Source organism: Streptomyces sp. NPDC005496, assembly GCF_042872045.1.
Classification (GTDB): domain Bacteria; phylum Actinomycetota; class Actinomycetes; order Streptomycetales; family Streptomycetaceae; genus Streptomyces.
Genome location: NZ_JBIAJQ010000004.1, coordinates 1 through 15,304, shown reverse-complemented (window position 1 = coordinate 15,304; position 15,304 = coordinate 1). Strand labels below are relative to the sequence as shown.

The window sequence follows — 15,304 nt, the reverse complement described above, 5'->3', positions numbered from 1 at the left end:
TGGCGCTGTCGCGTTCGGGGCGCCGGGGCAGGGGCACGGTCCTGGGTCGGGGGTCCGTGCACATGCGCGGGTTCTGCGGCGTCCTGCGAGGAAGAAAGGGGGCCGACGCGTCCGAGGAGGGGGGCGAAGGTCGGGACAGCGTCCTCTCGGATCGGCGGCGCTGGTGCGTCGCCGAGAGTGGCGGCTGTGCAGACCGTCGACGAGGACGGCGGGGGGGTGTCGGCACGCTCGGTGGTCCTTGTGGGAGGACTCTTGCGGCGTGGCAGCCGAGCGGAGGGGGGATGGGCGGTGCCGTCGGGCACCGGCCGGGCGCTCGCCCGTTCGGGACCTGCTCGCATCACGTCCGGCACCGCGGGGTGCGCCGGTCCGGGCGGAGCGGGGCTGCGTCCCTGTTACCGCTTGGTGTGCGTGACGATCTGGGTGGTGAAGACGGTGCGGTCGTTCTGCCGGCCGGTGACGTCGACGGTCGGCGTGTCGGTGGTGCTCGGCAGCAGCGTCGTCTCGATCACGAGCGGGGCACGCAGCTCGGCGTAGTTGTGGAAGCGGGTCACGAGGGTGGTGGTGTGGGGGGCCACCGGGTTGTGATGGGCGTGCGCGGCCTGGCGTGCGGCCTCGATGAGGACCATGCCGGGGTAGTGGTCGCCGCCGTGGTCGAAGAGGACCGGGTGGCGGGGGTCGGGGTTGAGGAGCCAGTGGTGGGGCCGGCCGGTGGGGGAGAGGACGACGTCGAAGGGGTTGCGCTTGCCGACGACGGCGGGTGCCACGAGGGGGGCCGGGTGGGGGCGGTCGAAGGGGTTCGCGGGAATGGGGGTGTCGGTGGCGTCGCCGCTGCCCCGGAGCCGGCGGTACGTGGCGGGGGTCAGGCAGGTGAAGCGGCCGCCCCCCGTGGCGTAGGGGCGCTCGTCGTCACCCACCACCGCGATGTCCATGCGGAACTCGGCCAGGCGCTTCCCCTTGCGGACCACGTCGGTGCAGGTGGCGCGCAGGACGAGGTCGGTCGGGAGGGCGCCGATGGCCATCTGGTCCGGATGCGTGGTGACGGTCAGGTCGTGAAGGAGGAAGTGGTTTCCGAGGGGGACGCCGAGTTCGGCGTGGGCGAGGTAGAGACCCGTCTGGCGAATGGTTTCCGCCGCCTGCAGCGAGTCGTGGTGCGTGCCGTCCGGGGTGGTGAAGAAGGTGTGGGCGCGCGGCCACTGCCCGCTCAGGGTGTAGTGCGCGTCGTCGTGCTTGCGGCAGCCGGTGAGGAAGACCTCGGCGTGGCTTGCCCGGTGGACGTACTCGCGGGGAACGGTGGTGGTGAGGCCGAGGGGCCCCATCGGTCCGGTCTCCGCGGTACGTCCGGTCGGTATGGAGGGTCTCGCCTGTATGTCGGCCGCGGACGGTTCGATGGGCGAGGTCGCGTCGTGTGCCGGGTGAATGGTGAGAAGGGTCATCTCGTGCCGCCTCTTTCCGCGTCTACGCAGGAGTGGATGGGGACGGTGCCTGAGGTTCAGACTCGATAAGATACGGACCCACCGGTTTTGTTTTCAAGGTATCTGGCGGAATTCCACCCGGCGGGAATCGGACGGGCTGCCCCCGGTTTTAAGTGACGCAACCCCCTCCGCTACCGCTGCCGCGGCAGGCAGGTGGCGCATGGGTGAATATCGGGCACCACACGGTGTGACCGTCGTGGAAACCAGGCGTGCGGTTTTGTTAGGGATCACGTGGCGCAAGCGGGCCGGTTCCCAGGCGCCGCACGGGTCCGGCCGGACGAGGCAGCGGAGTACGGGCGCGGGTCGGCGGGGGTGGGAAGGCGTCCTGAGGGCGGGCCGGGCGGGCGTCCGGGAGCACTCGGCGGGTGCCATGGCAGGGCCGGGGCGGGGAAACCGGACGGGCATGGACGCAACGACAACGACGCAACTGCGGCGGGTCGCCGCGCTGTTCGCGGTCATCCCGCTCGTCGCCGCCTGCGGTGGAGGCCACGGGCACGACGGCGCCTCACCGACGGGCGGAACCAGTCCGGCGCTGAACCGCGGGGCGAGCCTGGTGATCACCACCGACAACGGCGTACGACTGCGCCCCGCCGACGGCGACACCGTCGGCGTCGACCGCAGGGTAGACGGCCACTGGTCCCACCGGGACGACACCTGGGTGCTGGACCTGTCGTGCCCGGCCGAGGGCGAGCGCCATGAGGATTGCCCGCGCATGCCGGAGATCGACGTCCCGGCGGACACCGCCGTCAGCGTCTCCGCCCGCAACGCCGGCATCGACGTCGCCGGGATCTCCGCCGGCCTGGACCTCACCACCGTCAACGGCGATGTGAGCGTGGCGCGTTCCGGCGGGCGCGGCGCGGCGGTACGGCTGACGACCCGCAACGGCTCCATCCACGCGCAGACGCTGAGGGCGGAGCGGTTGCACGCCGACACGGTGAACGGTGACGTGGTGCTCGACTGCGGCAGCTCCCCGGACGGAGCCACCGCGGCCACCACGAACGGCTCCGTCCGCGTCACGGTCCCGCACGACGCCCCCGCCTACCGGGTCTCGGCGACCACCCACAACGGCCGGCCCTCGGTCACCGTCCCCACCTCGGGGGCCACCGAGGACCGCACCATGACGCTCACCACCGTCAACGGTGACGTCACCGCCGCCCGGACGTGAGGTGACCGAGCGGCAGCGTCTCGGCCGGGCCCGGTGTGGCCCCGGGTTCCCGGACCACGCGCTGTCGTGTCTCCGCGGCGGCCTTGGACGACAGGCGTGTCAGAGGACGGGGCCGCCGTCGGCGGCGACCGCCCACGGCTCGGGGCCGGTACCGTCGCTCCACGCCTCCAGCGCCTCGCGGTCGACGCACAGGATCCCGCACTGCTCGGCGTACTCGACCGCGGGCGCGGTGAACGCGCTGGTGGTCACCACCACGGCGACGTCGGCGGCGTGGACGGTGTAGCACGTCCCGCCGAAGCGCTGCATGTCCTGCGAGCCGACCCTGTTGGCCTCGCAGTAGCGTTTGCACTGGATGATGAGGCGCCGTCCGTCCGGCGCCGTGGCCACCACGTCGGCGCCCAAGTCTCCGGCTCCTCCGACGACTTCGACGTCCGAGCAGCCGTCGCGCTCGCACAGGGCGGCGATCGCCTGCTCGAACTCGTCGGCGTCCAGGGCCTCGTAGTCGACCGCCTCGGGCTCCGCCTCCGCGAGGACCTCGGTCGGCTCCGCCGGTCCGGTGCCGAGCGGGAGGGTCGGCTCCTGACCCACGGGGGCGAGCGTCTCGGCCGCCACCGGAGCGGGGGAGGGGAGCGGTTCGGTCTCCAGGGTGTGCAGGGCGGTGGCGGTCCCCTCGTCCAGGGCGGCGACGGCCCGGCGCGCGGCCCGCCTCGCGGAGAACCGGCGTCGGCCGCTGCGGAGGGCCAGGGCGGCCGGAACTCCCACCAGGCAGAGCACGACGACCAGTTCCGGGCGCCGTTCGAGGACACCGACGGCGACCTTGGCGGCAGCGCCCAGGATGCCGATGACCGCGGCGAGGAGCCCGAACAGCAGCGCCGTGGAACGCAGATCGAAGCCGCGCCGGCGGTTCATGGGCTGTATTCGGCGCACGGGTGTGGCCATGTGCGGTCATCCCCTCTCACGGACAGTACGAAGATCACTTCTGCCGTCTGCCCATGATCGAGAAGTTCAGCGCGTCGGGTGAGGTCGGTGATCGCTTGCTGCGTCTACGAGTTGACGCCGTATCAGTCCACCGGGGGCCGGGATGAGGCCGAGGAGCCGCCGAGACGTCGGAAGTGGCCGGTGCAAGTCGCGTTCGTGGCACGGGGGTTGCGGAAGCCGCGCGGTCCTGGCGAGGTCGCTGGTGGAGGTCGGCGGGGGGCATCGTTTGAGTGCGCTGCGGACGCGAGCGACCGGGAGGTCGGGGCGGCGGAGGCGGGCGACGGGGTGCGTACCAGGCGCCACCCGGTCGAGGCCGACGTACGGGAGTTCGCGAGGGGCGCGACACGGCCAGGGGCCGGACAGTCGCGGAGGCCGGCCGTACTCGCCGTCGCCCGCGCGCTGTCCGGCCCCTGGCCTGGTCTCGCGTCCGTGGAGCCGCTCTGCGGCGGCCCCTGCCTCAGTCCGTCCTCTCGGGATGCTGGCCGGGGCCGCCCCGGTGGGGGGACAGGGGAGTGGGAGAGAGGTCGGTGGGTTCCTCGCCGCGCTCCAGCAGGGTGTCGGCGGCCCCGATGATCAGCGGATCGGCGTCCCCGATCGCCGTCTCGTCCTTGGCGGTGTAGTCGCAGCGCAGCAGGAGATGGCGGATCGCCTCCAGCCGCCCCCGGCGCTTGTCGTTGGTCTTCACCACCGTCCACGGCGCGTACGGGGTGTCCGTGGCGCGAAACATGTCGACCTTCGCCTGGGTGTAGGCGTCCCACAGGTCCAGCGAGGCCAGGTCTGTCGGGGACAGCTTCCACTGCCGTACCGGGTCGACCTGGCGGATCGCGAAACGCGTGCGCTGCTCGCCGCGGGAGACCGAGAACCAGAACTTGACCAGCACGATGCCGTCGTCGGTGAGCAGCTGCTCGAACACGGGGGCCTGGGCGTAGAAGTGCCGGTACTCGGCGGGGGTGCAGAAGCCCATGACCCGCTCCACCCCGGCCCGGTTGTACCAGGACCGGTCGAAGAAGACGATCTCTCCGGGGGCGGGCAGGTGGGGCACGTAACGCTGGAAGTACCACTGTCCGGACTCGCGCTCCGTGGGCTTGTCCAGGGCGACCACGCGGGCCCCGCGAGGATTGAGGCGCTCCGTGAAGCGCTTGATGGTGCCGCCCTTGCCCGCCGCGTCCCGGCCCTCGCAGACCACGACGACCCGTTGGCCGGTCTCGCGCACCCACTTCTGCAGTTTGAGCAGCTCGATCTGCAGGATGCGCTTCTGCCGCTCGTAGGACTTGCGCCCGAGCTTCGTGTCGTACGGATAATTTTCACGCCAGGTGTCGAGGGGCTTGCCGTCACGGTCCAGAAGGACGGGCTGTTCCGGCCGTTCCTCGTCGACCTGGAGCCCGTCGAGGAGTTCCGCCCCGGGGGACGTGCCCGAGCGGTTCGCGGCTGTCGCCTCCGGCCTCACCGGATCAACCACGGACTTGGTTCCTTCCTGCTCACGAACTCACCGGCTGCTGTCGCCGGGGCCGGGCGCCACGGGTCGGCGCCCGGCGGGAAAGGACCCCTACCAGCTCAGAATGGCATGTGACCGCGCGCCCGGCGCCCCGTGGAGCCGCTGCGGCCGACGGCCTTGGAGCTGCTGCGGAACGGCTTGCTCAGCCAGCGGCCCAGACGGCCCGGGGCCTTGCCGGCGGCCTGCGAGCCGGCACCGAGCGTGCGCTGTGTCCCACGCTCGGGACCGTGCGAGAGCCGCGGCACCAGAAAGGCCAGGACCAGCAGGACGACGCACACGGCGACGACGGCGAGGACGACCATGACATACCTCAGTTCTCGTTACGACGGGGGCCACCGCCTGCCCGCCCCGTTCTCCTGCTTAGGGGAGACCGGGGTGTCAGGGAGCGGTGCTGTGCCCCTCCGGGGTGTTCCACGTGCCCGCTGGTCCGCCGTTCATGCGCCGCCCGCCGCCCCCCCCCGGCGCGCGCGTCCCCGGTCGGACCGGCGGCGGTCACGGCGTGTCGCCGTCGCCCGGCGGGGAGTACGGCCCGGCGGCGCCCGGGGCGCTCATCGCCGTACGAGCCGGTGCAGCGCCAGCCGCGCCGGACCGGCGTACAGGGCGAGCGCGGGCGCCGGGCCCTCCATGCGCAGTGTCGTCGCCGTGCCGTCCCCGCGCTCCCGGACCGCGTGGTGCAGGCGCAGCCGCACGGGCCCGAGCCGTACCCGCCAGGTCCACTCCCGCCGCTCCTCGTCGACCGACTCGATGACGAAGGACGCCGTGATCCGGGCCAGGGAGACGACCTGGCCGCTCATGCCGGGGACGATACGGTCCGTGGCCACCCGCACGGCCCGGATCTGCGGCGACCACGACGGCCAGCGCGACGGGGTGACGTAGCGCAGCCACACCTCGTCCACGGGCGCGGTTCCTTCGGCGTGCAACGTCATCGTGGCCACGGGGTGCGTGCTCCGATCGGGACGGTGGAGGGACCAGCGGTGGCCGCCCGGCCCCGGCGTGAGACCGGACCGCCGCCACCAGCCTCGCAGCCGGGAGGCCCGTACGCCCCGTGACCTGAGCCGGGCGTGGCCCGGCCGGGACCGGCGAGCCGGCCGTGGCCGGGACTGCCACTGTCGACTTACGGGTAGCAGGCTCTCCGCCGGGCCCCACCATCCGAAGGGACAACATGAGCGAGAACCGCGAAGCCGACGGCCTGTCCGAGGGCAGAGCCATGACGGCGGCGGAGTTCAGGGTCGTACGCGAGTCCCTCGGCCTGGCCCAGGACTGGCTGGCCGGGCACGTGGGCGTCCCGACCGCCACGATCGAGGCGTGGGAACGGGGCGGTGAGCGGATTCCCGGCGTCGTCCGGGCCGCCCTCGGTGACCTTGAGCGCCTGACCGGTGAGTTCGTCGGCAAGGCCGTCGCGGATCTCGCCGGCCTCCCGGAGCCCGGGATCGTCACCTACCGGGACGACGCGGAGTACCGGGCCGCGCACCCCGAGTCCGGATACCCGGCCGCCTGGCACCGCGCCGTCGTGGCGCGGGTCGCCCAGGAGATCCCCGGCCTGTCCATCGCGTACGCGAGCGATGTCGCGTCGGACGACGTGAAGGTGTCCGCGAAGTAGCGGCGCGCCGGAGCCACGACCGGAGACGAGCCCCCCGCCCCGGACCTGGGCAGGGCGGCTTCGTCGTGCCGGTGGTCCTCCGGGCACGAGCGCCGGTGGCTGCTGGCCCCGGGCGCGGGGTGGACCTGGGAGAACGGATGCCGCGCCATGCCGGGACAGGAGAGAATCCCGGCATGAAGACGACCGCGGGGGCGCTCAACCGTGCCACGCTCGCCCGGCAGTTGCTCCTGCGGCGCGAGCCGCTCGACGTCGTGGAGGCGGTGCGACGGGTGGTCGCCCTGCAGGCGCAGCAGCCCGCCTCGCCGTACGTGGCGCTCTGGAACCGGCTGAGCGGCTTCGACCCGGCCGACCTCGACGCGGCCGTGGCCGACCGGCGGACGGTGAAGGCCACGCTGATGCGGCTCACCCTGCACGCGGTCCACGCCGACGACTACGCGCCGTTCCGCGCGGCCATGGAGCCGACGCTGCGCGGCTCTCGGCTCGGCGACCCCCGGTTCACCGCGTCCGGACTCACCGCCGCCGACGCCGACACCCTCGTCGTGGAACTGCTGAAGTACGCCGACCGCCCCCGCACGGTGGCCGAACTGGGCGGGCGGATCGAGGAGCTCCTCGGAGCGCCGATGGAGCCGGGCGCGCAGCGCATGCTGCGCCAGTACGTGCCCTTGTGGCACGCCCCCACCGGCGGCCCCTGGTCGTACGGCCACCGCCCCTCGTACGTCGCGTCGGACGGCACGCCCGCACCGGCGGACCCCGATGCCGCCGCGGCCGGCCTGCGCACCCTCGTACGCCGCTACCTGGAGGGCTTCGGACCGGCGTCCGTGGCCGACATCGCGCAGTTCGCCATGGTCCAGCGGTCCCGGGCCAGAGTGGCGGTGCAGGCGCTCGCCGATGAACTCGACGTGCTGGAAGGCCCGGACGGCACGGCGGTGTACGACATCCCCGGGGCGCCCCGCCCGGCCGAGGACGTCCCCGCGCCGCCCAGGCTGATGGCGATGTGGGACAGCGTCCTGCTGGCCTACGCCGACCGCAGCCGGCTGATCCCGCCCGCCTACCGCAAGCTCGTGACCCGGGTGAACGGCGACGTGCTGCCCACACTGCTGGTCGACGGTCACGTCGCCGGCGTCTGGCGCACCGTCGAGGGCGGCGTCGAGGCCACCGCCTTCCACCACCTCACCGAGCGGGCCTGGGAAGGACTCGCCGCGGAGGCCGCGTCGCTCACCGCGTTCCTCGCCTCCCGCGAGCCGCACGTCTACCGGCGCTACGACCACTGGTGGGCCAAGGGGCTGCCCGCGGCGGAGACGCGGCTGCTCCCAACTGCCGTGTGAGGCGCTCGAGATGGTGTGCCAGACTACGGTGATCGAAGTACTGGACCCCCTTCGCGCGCCGGAGCCCGCCATGACGACCGACACACCTCACCCCCCGCGGATCGACACCAGCCGGGCGCATCCCGCGAGGGTCTACGACTGGCTCCTGGGCGGCAAGGACAACTACCCGGTCGACGAGGCCGTCGGTGAGAAGCTGCCGCCCGAGGCGCGCGACGCGGCGCGGCAGAACCGGCAGTTCATGCACCGCGCGGCCGCCTGGCTCGCCGGGGAGGGTGTCGACCAGTTCCTCGACATCGGTACGGGCATCCCCACCGAGCCCAACCTGCACCAGATCGTCCAGCGCCTGGTGCCGACCGCCAGGGTCGTCTACACCGACAACGACCCGATCGTGCTGCGGCACGCCGAGGCGCTGCTGATCAGCCACCGCGAAGGTGCCACGGACTACATCCAGGCGGACGTGCGGGAACCGGCGACGATCCTCGAACGTGCCCGCGCCGTCCTGGACTTCGACCGGCCGATCGCGCTGTCCCTCATCGCCCTGATGCACTTCATCCCCGACGCGCAGGACGCGCACGGCATCGTCCGCAACCTGGTCGCCACACTCCCCTCGGGCAGCTACCTGGTGCTGTCGCACGCCGCCTCCGACCTCTACCCAGAGCTGGCGGAGCAGGTCACCGCGGAGTACGCCAAGGCCGGCATCCAGCTCGGCTTCCGCACCCACGCCGAGGTCACCCGGTTCTTCGACGGCCTGGAGCTCGTCGAGCCCGGCCTGGTCACGGCGCCGGAGTGGTTCCGCACGGCACCGGCCCCCGAGCCCGAGGGCAGCGGCATCTACGCGGGCGTGGCGCGCATCCCCTGACGGACACACCCGGGCACCGGCCCCGTAGGCCCCAACACCCCCACCGTGAGCCGTACTTGACTCGCTTACGGGCGGGGGTGCGGGGTATCCGGGAACCCTCACGACAACGGAGGGAGCGGTGACATGTCGATACGGGGGACGGACCAGGTGTCCGGGCTCGGTGACCTCGAACCGGGGACCCGGCAGAGGGCCCAACTGCGCACGCGTCTCGCGGACATCGCCTGGACGTCGCTGTGCGTCGTCCTGCTGCTCTGGGGGATCTGGACCGCCGTCGGACTGGCCCGCGGTGTGACCGCCTGGGCCTACTGCGCCGTGGCGTGGGTGCTGCTCGCCGCGGCCCTCGGGCTGCGCGTCGCCGCGATCCGGCGCAGGACCCGGATCTAGCGGGGACGCCGTGGAGAAGATCAACACCTTTCTGGCCGAGCGCCTCTGGCTCCAGATCGCCCTGTCCATCGTCTGCGCCACCGCGGCGATCCTGCTGATCAGCCCGGGTGAGTCCCCGGTGGCGGTGCTGCTGCGCGTCGCGGGATCCTCGATCGGCGGTGTGCTCGTGCTGGTTCTCCTGCGGCGCAGGGAGAAGCGCGCGGCGGGCGGTTCGGCGACCGGCCTCGTGGCCCTGGACAAGAAGCTGCGCGACGGCGAGGCGCCCACGGAGCCGGCGGAGCGGCAGGCCATGCGGGACCTGGTCGCGCAGCGGCTGCACCGCACCCGCCACCACACCGTGGCCACTTCCGTCCTGGCCGTCCTCGTCGTCACCCTCGTGCTCCTGACGGCAGCGACGTCGGGCCTCCGGCAGACCGTCGGCTACGCCCTGCTCGGGGTGGCCGGCCTCGGCTGGCTCGTGATCGAGGGAAGGCGGCAGCGGCGTCGTCTGCGGCACATGCGTGACGCTCTGGGCGTCGCGCCGGACGCGTCGGCCGAGGTCCCGGACCGCGGCTGAGGCGGGCGGCCGTCGCAGCGCTCGCGCCGGCGGAAATCCGTTGGCGTGCGGAGCGGTCCGCGGCGGATCATCGGCGCATGCTCTACTCCGGACCGCCGCTCTCGCCGGTGCGGGTTCCCGCGCCGATCGCCGTCCTGTCCGAGGGACGTCCGGTCCTGCCTGTGTGGCAGAACCAGCTGGGCGGACTGACCTTCCGCATCGGCGACGGGCCTCACGGGCTCTTCGCCAAATGGGCTCCGGCCGGGTCGGGGCTCGACCTGGCCGCCGAGGCCGTACGGCTGCGCTGGGCCGCCGTCCACACGCCGGTGCCCCGGGTCCGCGAACACGGAGCGGACGCCTCGGGGGAGTGGCTCGTCACCCACGCGCTGCCCGGCGAGAGTGCCGTCAGCGACCGGTGGAAGGCCGAACCGGCGCGGGCCGTCCGCGCGCTGGGCACCGGGCTGCGGGCGCTGCACGAGCGCCTGCCCGTCGCGGAGTGCCCGTTCGACTGGTCGGTGGGCCGGCGGCTGGCCCGGGCCCGGCGGGCGGGCATCGAGGTGCCCGCCGACCTGCCCGAGCCCCCGCCCGTCGACCGTCTCGTGGTCTGCCACGGCGACCCGTGCGCACCCAACACGCTGTTGCACGACGACGGTTCGTGGTCCGCCCACGTCGACATGGGCGCGCTCGGCGTCGCCGACCGGTGGGCCGACCTCGCCGTGGCGACCTGGAACACCCGGTGGAACTACGGCCCCGGCTGGGAGGACGCCCTCCTGGACGCCTACGGCATCGCTCCCGACCCGCGGCGCATGAACTTCTACCGCCGCCTGTGGGACGCGACCTGAGCACACCGCCGGCCGCCCCGGCCGATCGCCCCGGCCGCTGCCGCGCGCATTCCCCGGCTGCTCGGTCCGGCCGTCAGACCGGAAGGTGACGGCTGCCGTGGTGCCGGCTGATGTTCCCCTCCAGAAGACGGGTGGACGCGGCCACGGTCGCACCGCCCGGCGTGGGCTCCGGAAGGCGCCCGTCCGCGTCCTTGAGCCGCCGGAGGGCGTCGTCGACGGCGTCGTGCGCGGCGAACAGGCAGGGAGTGCTGTAGATCGCCACGTCGACGCCCAGCTCCGTCAGCTCGGACAGGGACAGCCGGGGGGACCTGCCGCCGCCGATCTGGTTGAACAGCAGCGGCACCCCGCCGGTGACCTCGCGGATCCGGCGGATGGACTCGACGGTGCGCACCCCGTCGACCAGGACCACGTCCGCCCCGCTCTTCGCCAGCGCGACCGCCCGACGCTCGATCTCCGCGTCGTCCGTGGCGTCGGTGCGGGCCACCACGAGCATCTCCGAGCGGCTGTCGAGCACCATGCGGAGCTTGTCCAGGTACTCCTCCAGCGGCAGGATCTGCTTGCCGTCCGCGTGCCCGCAGCGGCGGGGGCGCTTCTGGTCCTCCAGGACGACCCCGGACGCCCCCGCCCGCTCCAGCCGCTGCACGACGTGACAGGCCACCTCCGGGTCCGCGTAGCCGTCGTCGATGTCCACGAGCAGGTGGTGCCGGGGGAACGCGAGCCGCAGCCGCTCCGCGAAGGCCACGATGTCGGGCCAGGCGATGAACCCGATGTCGGGCAGTCCGTAGTGCGAGGCGGCGAAGCCGAAGCCCGACACGAACAGGCCGTCGTAGTGGCGCGCCGCGAGGGATGCCGAGTACATGTCGTAGATGCCGATCAGCGGTGTCGTCTCCGCGTCGGTGATGGCTTCACGCAGTGCGAGCCCGTAGCCCATTGACCCTCCGAGGGGCAGGCGGCAGCGTCGATGACTGCCGTGATGGCGAAGTGCGCGGTGATCTTCGCAGCGCCGTCGCCGGCGGTGCGAATCGCCATCACTCGACCGGACGCTCCTCTTTCGGACACTCGCTCGCATCCGGTGGCCGGTTTCCTCGCGGGACGCCGCTTCCGCCCCTCGGGCCCCGGCTCTCACGGGCGGTTCACTCCAACGGGTTGTTCCGGCGGCGGCGCGCCGAGCCGGGCGCATGAGGTGCCGCCCGCTGGGGATGAACCGTCCGCCGAAAGGGCCCGTCCGTCCACGTCCGAAGGAGCCGGCCTATGTCCGACGTCGTCTTCACGGCCGACTTCAGTTCGCGCGCCCAATGGGTGGCCGGACGGTCGTGGGCCTATCCCGGTGGCGGTCCCGTCAACCCGTCGGACGACAAGCTCGACTACCTGGTCTCGCACCCCGCCTACAGCCGCACCGGCACCTTCCGCGCGCGGCGACGGCGCGACGGGCTGTGGAGCGCCGGCCTGCTGACCACCGAGGGGAGCGAGGACGAGTTCACCCTGCGCACGGGAGACGTGCTGGAGGCACGGGTCCGCCTGCCCGAGGAGATCGGTGCCTGGCCCGCCGTCTGGACCTGGCGGGACGGCGGCCAGGAGATCGACGTGTTCGAGTACCACCCCGACAATCCCGACCTGCTGGAACTGTCCAACCACGTCCGAGGGGGCCAGCACTACCACCGGGACGAGGCCGTCCGCCCCGGCGGGCACGTCGAACTGCGCGTGGAGTTCGGCGCCGGCTCCGTGGTGTGGTGGGTGAACGGCGCACGCGTCTTCGCCGACGGACGCGGGGTCGGGGAGGACTGGTACGCCTACCTCATCGTCAACATCTCGGTGTGCGGCGGGCGTTACCACCCGCCTCCCGATCCGGGGACCAGGGAGATGTCGTTCGCCGTGGAGCGCCTGGTCGTCCGCCGTCCAGCGTCGGACGACGCGATGGTGTGACCGGACGGCCACCTCGCGGGACCGCGCCGGACAGGCGCGGGAGCCCGCCGAAGCGGACGTTCCGGCACGGCCGTGAGCGGGGAGCGGCGGGCCCGGTGGGCCGTACCGCTCCCCGTCCCCGTCAGGGCGCCCAGGGCGCCTCGACGGCCCAGGTGGTGTCCTCGGTGAACGAGGTCGGGTTGTCCCACGTGTGGGTTCCGCCCGGAGTGGCCAGCCACAGTTCGGCGTTGTAGTGCCGCAGGTACTGCTCGGGGAAGTTCGACGCGGACAGGCGCACCGCCCCGCCCGCGCCCCGCACCGCGCAGAAGGTCGCGTCGGCCTTGAACACGTCCCCGCTGCCCGCCTCCTTGTAGACGCGGAAGTCGCGGTGACGCAGGTACTGGCCGGGGTAGTTGCGTGACTCGAATGAGTAGCACGCACTGTTGGCGAGGCCCGGCACGATCCTCCAGGTGGCGTCGTTCTTCAGCAGGGCGGTGCTGTTCGCGTCGACGACGTCGGTGTAGGCGGCGCCGTCCCGGTGCCGCAGGTAGCGGTTCGTGTAGCCCGGGGTGGTCACCCGCAGGGACCTGTACTGGTTCGCCGGCAGGGTGACGGGCGCGGCCGGGGACCGGGACGCGTCGATGAGCGCCCGGTTGGCGGCCTGGACCCGGGCCGCGTCCACCTTGACGACCTGCCGGTCATAGGTGAGGAGGCCGTTCGCCTCGTTCTCCACGTCGGTGATCTCCGTGTAGACGGACGCGGAGAGTCCGGCGGGCATCCGCACCTCGCGTAGCGCGTCCAGGAGCCCGACGAAGCGGTTGTCGAGGTGCGCACGGTCCGCCTGGTCCTCGTAGCTGAAGCCGCCGCCGGGATACCACTCGTGGCCGGTCACCTTGAAGCCCAGGCCGCCGTACTCGCCGAGGACGGCGGCGCGGGTGGCGCTCGGCACGGTGGTTCCGGGACCGACGTAGACGTGGTGGTCCAGGACGTCGCCGTTGCCGCCGTCGACCGCCCCGCAGCAGTTGACGCCGCTCATGTTGTCGACCAGCCGCGAGGGGTCGTACGCCTTCACGTGGTCGGCGATGCGGGCCTGGTCGTACTGGCCCCAGCCCTCGTTCTGGTCGACCCACATCACCACGGACGGCGAGCTGCGGTGCTGGTCGATGACGCGGTCGTACTCGGCCTCCCACTGCGTCCGGGCGGCGCCGTCCGGGGTGCGGGTGTCCATCGCCGGCATGTCCTGCCAGACCAGCAGTCCCAGCTTGTCCGCCCAGTAGAACCAGCGCTGCGGTTCGACTTTGATGTGCTTGCGCACCATGTTGAAGCCGAGGTCTTTGTGCTTCTGCAGGTCGTACTTGAGGGCGTCGTCGGTCGGCGCGGTGTAGATGCCGTCCGGCCAGTAGCCCTGGTCGAGGGTGCCGGTCTGGAACACGAACCTGCCGTTGAGGACGGGACGCAGGACTCCGTCGACCTTCGCGATGCCGACGGAGCGCATCCCGGTGTAGCTGCCCACGGAGTCGACCGTGGTGGAACCGGAGACCAGGTCCGCCTTGACGTCGTAGAGGAAGGGGTCGTCGGGCGTCCACAGGTGCGGGCCGGGTACCGGCACCGTGAACGTGCTGCCGACCGGGCCTGTCGCGCTGCCCACCGTGGATGAGCCGGAGGACACGGTCACCCGGGCGCTCTGGCCCGAGACGCCGTCGCCCCTGACGGTGACCTTCAGGGTGTTGTTCGACAGGTCGGGCACCATGTCGAGCCGGGTGATGTGGGCGGCGGACGTGGGCTCCAGCCACACCGTCTGCCAGATGCCCGAGGCGGCGGTGTAGAAGATCCCGCCCCCGGCGTGCGGGGTCACGTCGTTGATGCGCTGCTTGCCGATCGCCTGGCCGCCCGTCTGGGTGGGGTCCCAGACGGACACGACGACGGTGTTGGTGCCGCCGTTGAGCCGGTCGGTGATGTCGTACGAGAAGGAGTCGTAGCCCCCGCTGTGCGTGGTGCCGACCTGCGTGCCGTTGACCCAGACCGTCGTACGCCAGTCGCTGGCACCGAAGTTGAGCTGGACGCGGCGGCCGTTCCAGCCGGCCGGGACGGTGAAGGTGCGCTTGTACCAGAGCTTGTCGTTCTGGGTGATCTTGCGCTGGATGCCGGACAGGGCCGACTCGGCGACGAAGGGCACCCGGATCTGGTCGGGGAACGACGAGGGCAGGCCGGCGTCCGCAGAGGTGACGGCGAAGTCCCAGATGCCGTTGAGGTTGGCCCAGTCGGGGCGGGTGAGCTGCGGGCGCGGGTACTCCGGCAGCGGCTTGTCGACCGGGACCTGGTTCGTCCACGGGGTGGTCATGGGGGCGGGTTTGGGGGTCCACGCGGCGGGTGCCGCCTGAGCCGGGGCCGTGGCGGTCAGCGCGGCCGTGCACACCAGTGTGAGCGTGGCCAGGGCGGTGGTGATCCGCCTCGCTCCGCGTCTGAGCCAGGCGGTCGCGGGGGGTGGAGCGGCGGTGCTGCGCATCGTGACTCCTCGGGGGGTTCGGGTGGGGGCAAGGACGTGCGCGTACGCCGGGCGGCTGCGGCGCCCGGTACCGGAGCCCGCGGGCCGGGCGCGGGGTGCGGACCGCGCGCTGAGGCCGGGGCTGGGTCGAGCGAAGGGGGTGGCGGCTAGGGCCTGTCGTTTGGATCAGGTCGGTGTCGCGGGGTCTGGCACGCACATCTGCGGCGTTGTCGTCGGTCGCCGAAGCTCCGCTTCGACTCCC

15 protein-coding genes are annotated in these 15,304 nt (G+C 72.6%); 8 read left to right on the top strand and 7 right to left on the bottom strand.

Annotation, left to right across the window (positions count from 1 at the left end; genetic code table 11):
* Positions 1 to 392: 392 nt before the first annotated feature.
* A complete protein-coding gene (locus ACFYQQ_RS12540; RefSeq protein WP_355791518.1) occupies positions 393 to 1,316 on the bottom strand; it encodes a ScbA/BarX family gamma-butyrolactone biosynthesis protein in 924 nt (307 codons plus the stop codon).
* Positions 1,317 to 1,875: 559 nt separating this feature from the next.
* Between ACFYQQ_RS12540 and ACFYQQ_RS12535 the strand changes: the two genes are divergently transcribed.
* Positions 1,876 to 2,637, top strand: coding sequence for a DUF4097 family beta strand repeat-containing protein (locus tag ACFYQQ_RS12535; RefSeq protein ID WP_356176005.1), 762 nt, complete (start codon positions 1,876 to 1,878; stop codon positions 2,635 to 2,637).
* Between the two features lie 99 nt (positions 2,638 to 2,736).
* Here the strand turns inward: ACFYQQ_RS12535 and ACFYQQ_RS12530 are convergent, their stop codons facing one another.
* The 4 genes from ACFYQQ_RS12530 to ACFYQQ_RS12515 form a co-directional block, all read right to left on the bottom strand.
* Positions 2,737 to 3,576: a restriction endonuclease gene (locus ACFYQQ_RS12530; RefSeq protein WP_388904433.1), complete on the bottom strand. Its 840-nt coding sequence runs from the start codon at positions 3,574 to 3,576 to the stop codon at positions 2,737 to 2,739.
* A 496-nt stretch (positions 3,577 to 4,072) separates the two neighbouring features.
* Positions 4,073 to 5,062 carry a polyphosphate kinase 2 gene (ppk2, locus tag ACFYQQ_RS12525; RefSeq protein WP_356176024.1) on the bottom strand — a complete coding sequence of 330 codons (990 nt, stop codon included), beginning with the start codon at positions 5,060 to 5,062 and terminating at the stop codon, positions 4,073 to 4,075.
* 107 nt (positions 5,063 to 5,169) lie between these two features.
* The gene (locus ACFYQQ_RS12520) at positions 5,170 to 5,412 is read right to left on the bottom strand and encodes a DUF6411 family protein (RefSeq protein ID WP_355789978.1); all 243 of its coding nucleotides are present in this window, start codon (positions 5,410 to 5,412) and stop codon (positions 5,170 to 5,172) included.
* 246 nt (positions 5,413 to 5,658) lie between these two features.
* Complete coding sequence (locus ACFYQQ_RS12515; RefSeq protein ID WP_355794877.1) at positions 5,659 to 6,036, bottom strand: SRPBCC family protein; 378 nt, start codon at positions 6,034 to 6,036, stop codon at positions 5,659 to 5,661.
* A gap of 236 nt (positions 6,037 to 6,272) precedes the next feature.
* Between ACFYQQ_RS12515 and ACFYQQ_RS12510 the strand changes: the two genes are divergently transcribed.
* The 6 genes from ACFYQQ_RS12510 (at position 6,273) to ACFYQQ_RS12485 (ending at position 10,655) form a co-directional block, all read left to right on the top strand.
* Entirely contained in the window at positions 6,273 to 6,710 is a 438-nt protein-coding gene (locus ACFYQQ_RS12510; RefSeq protein WP_355794875.1) for a transcriptional regulator, read from the top strand.
* 173 nt (positions 6,711 to 6,883) lie between these two features.
* Positions 6,884 to 8,035 (top strand): winged helix DNA-binding domain-containing protein, encoded by a 1,152-nt coding sequence (locus ACFYQQ_RS12505; RefSeq protein WP_356244064.1) that lies wholly within the window; start codon positions 6,884 to 6,886, stop codon positions 8,033 to 8,035.
* A gap of 70 nt (positions 8,036 to 8,105) precedes the next feature.
* Complete coding sequence (locus ACFYQQ_RS12500; RefSeq protein WP_355789461.1) at positions 8,106 to 8,894, top strand: SAM-dependent methyltransferase; 789 nt, start codon at positions 8,106 to 8,108, stop codon at positions 8,892 to 8,894.
* 123 nt (positions 8,895 to 9,017) lie between these two features.
* Complete coding sequence (locus tag ACFYQQ_RS12495; protein ID WP_355789464.1) at positions 9,018 to 9,278, top strand: hypothetical protein; 261 nt, start codon at positions 9,018 to 9,020, stop codon at positions 9,276 to 9,278.
* A gap of 10 nt (positions 9,279 to 9,288) precedes the next feature.
* Positions 9,289 to 9,834 carry a hypothetical protein gene (locus ACFYQQ_RS12490; RefSeq protein ID WP_355789467.1) on the top strand — a complete coding sequence of 182 codons (546 nt, stop codon included), beginning with the start codon at positions 9,289 to 9,291 and terminating at the stop codon, positions 9,832 to 9,834.
* A 77-nt stretch (positions 9,835 to 9,911) separates the two neighbouring features.
* Entirely contained in the window at positions 9,912 to 10,655 is a 744-nt protein-coding gene (locus ACFYQQ_RS12485) for an aminoglycoside 3'-phosphotransferase (RefSeq protein WP_355789470.1), read from the top strand.
* Between the two features lie 73 nt (positions 10,656 to 10,728).
* Here the strand turns inward: ACFYQQ_RS12485 and ACFYQQ_RS12480 are convergent, their stop codons facing one another.
* Entirely contained in the window at positions 10,729 to 11,586 is an 858-nt protein-coding gene (locus ACFYQQ_RS12480; protein ID WP_355789472.1) for an isocitrate lyase/PEP mutase family protein, read from the bottom strand.
* 320 nt (positions 11,587 to 11,906) lie between these two features.
* On the opposite strand from ACFYQQ_RS12480, the gene ACFYQQ_RS12475 reads away from it, so the two are divergent.
* On the top strand, positions 11,907 to 12,578 hold the full coding sequence (locus tag ACFYQQ_RS12475; RefSeq protein ID WP_356176019.1) for a beta-glucanase: 672 nt from the start codon (positions 11,907 to 11,909) through the stop codon (positions 12,576 to 12,578).
* Positions 12,579 to 12,699: 121 nt separating this feature from the next.
* Here ACFYQQ_RS12475 and ACFYQQ_RS12470 read toward each other — a convergent pair whose 3' ends face one another.
* Complete coding sequence (locus tag ACFYQQ_RS12470; protein WP_356244069.1) at positions 12,700 to 15,063, bottom strand: AbfB domain-containing protein; 2,364 nt, start codon at positions 15,061 to 15,063, stop codon at positions 12,700 to 12,702.
* Between the last annotated feature and the right edge of the window lie 241 nt (positions 15,064 to 15,304).

Bases quoted from the DNA above. Each gene is read 5' to 3' on its own strand.
- ACFYQQ_RS12540 (WP_355791518.1), bottom strand. From the start codon at position 1,316: ATGGGGCCCCTCGGCCTCACCACCACCGTTCCCCGCGAGTACGTCCAC.
- ACFYQQ_RS12535 (WP_356176005.1), top strand. From the start codon at position 1,876: ATGGACGCAACGACAACGACGCAACTGCGGCGGGTCGCCGCGCTGTTC.
- ACFYQQ_RS12530 (WP_388904433.1), bottom strand. From the start codon at position 3,576: ATGGCCACACCCGTGCGCCGAATACAGCCCATGAACCGCCGGCGCGGC.
- ACFYQQ_RS12520 (WP_355789978.1), bottom strand. From the start codon at position 5,412: ATGGTCGTCCTCGCCGTCGTCGCCGTGTGCGTCGTCCTGCTGGTCCTG.
- ACFYQQ_RS12515 (WP_355794877.1), bottom strand. From the start codon at position 6,036: ATGACGTTGCACGCCGAAGGAACCGCGCCCGTGGACGAGGTGTGGCTG.
- ACFYQQ_RS12510 (WP_355794875.1), top strand. From the start codon at position 6,273: ATGAGCGAGAACCGCGAAGCCGACGGCCTGTCCGAGGGCAGAGCCATG.
- ACFYQQ_RS12505 (WP_356244064.1), top strand. From the start codon at position 6,884: ATGAAGACGACCGCGGGGGCGCTCAACCGTGCCACGCTCGCCCGGCAG.
- ACFYQQ_RS12500 (WP_355789461.1), top strand. From the start codon at position 8,106: ATGACGACCGACACACCTCACCCCCCGCGGATCGACACCAGCCGGGCG.
- ACFYQQ_RS12495 (WP_355789464.1), top strand. From the start codon at position 9,018: ATGTCGATACGGGGGACGGACCAGGTGTCCGGGCTCGGTGACCTCGAA.
- ACFYQQ_RS12485 (WP_355789470.1), top strand. From the start codon at position 9,912: ATGCTCTACTCCGGACCGCCGCTCTCGCCGGTGCGGGTTCCCGCGCCG.
- ACFYQQ_RS12480 (WP_355789472.1), bottom strand. From the start codon at position 11,586: ATGGGCTACGGGCTCGCACTGCGTGAAGCCATCACCGACGCGGAGACG.
- ACFYQQ_RS12475 (WP_356176019.1), top strand. From the start codon at position 11,907: ATGTCCGACGTCGTCTTCACGGCCGACTTCAGTTCGCGCGCCCAATGG.
- ACFYQQ_RS12470 (WP_356244069.1), bottom strand. From the start codon at position 15,063: ATGCGCAGCACCGCCGCTCCACCCCCCGCGACCGCCTGGCTCAGACGC.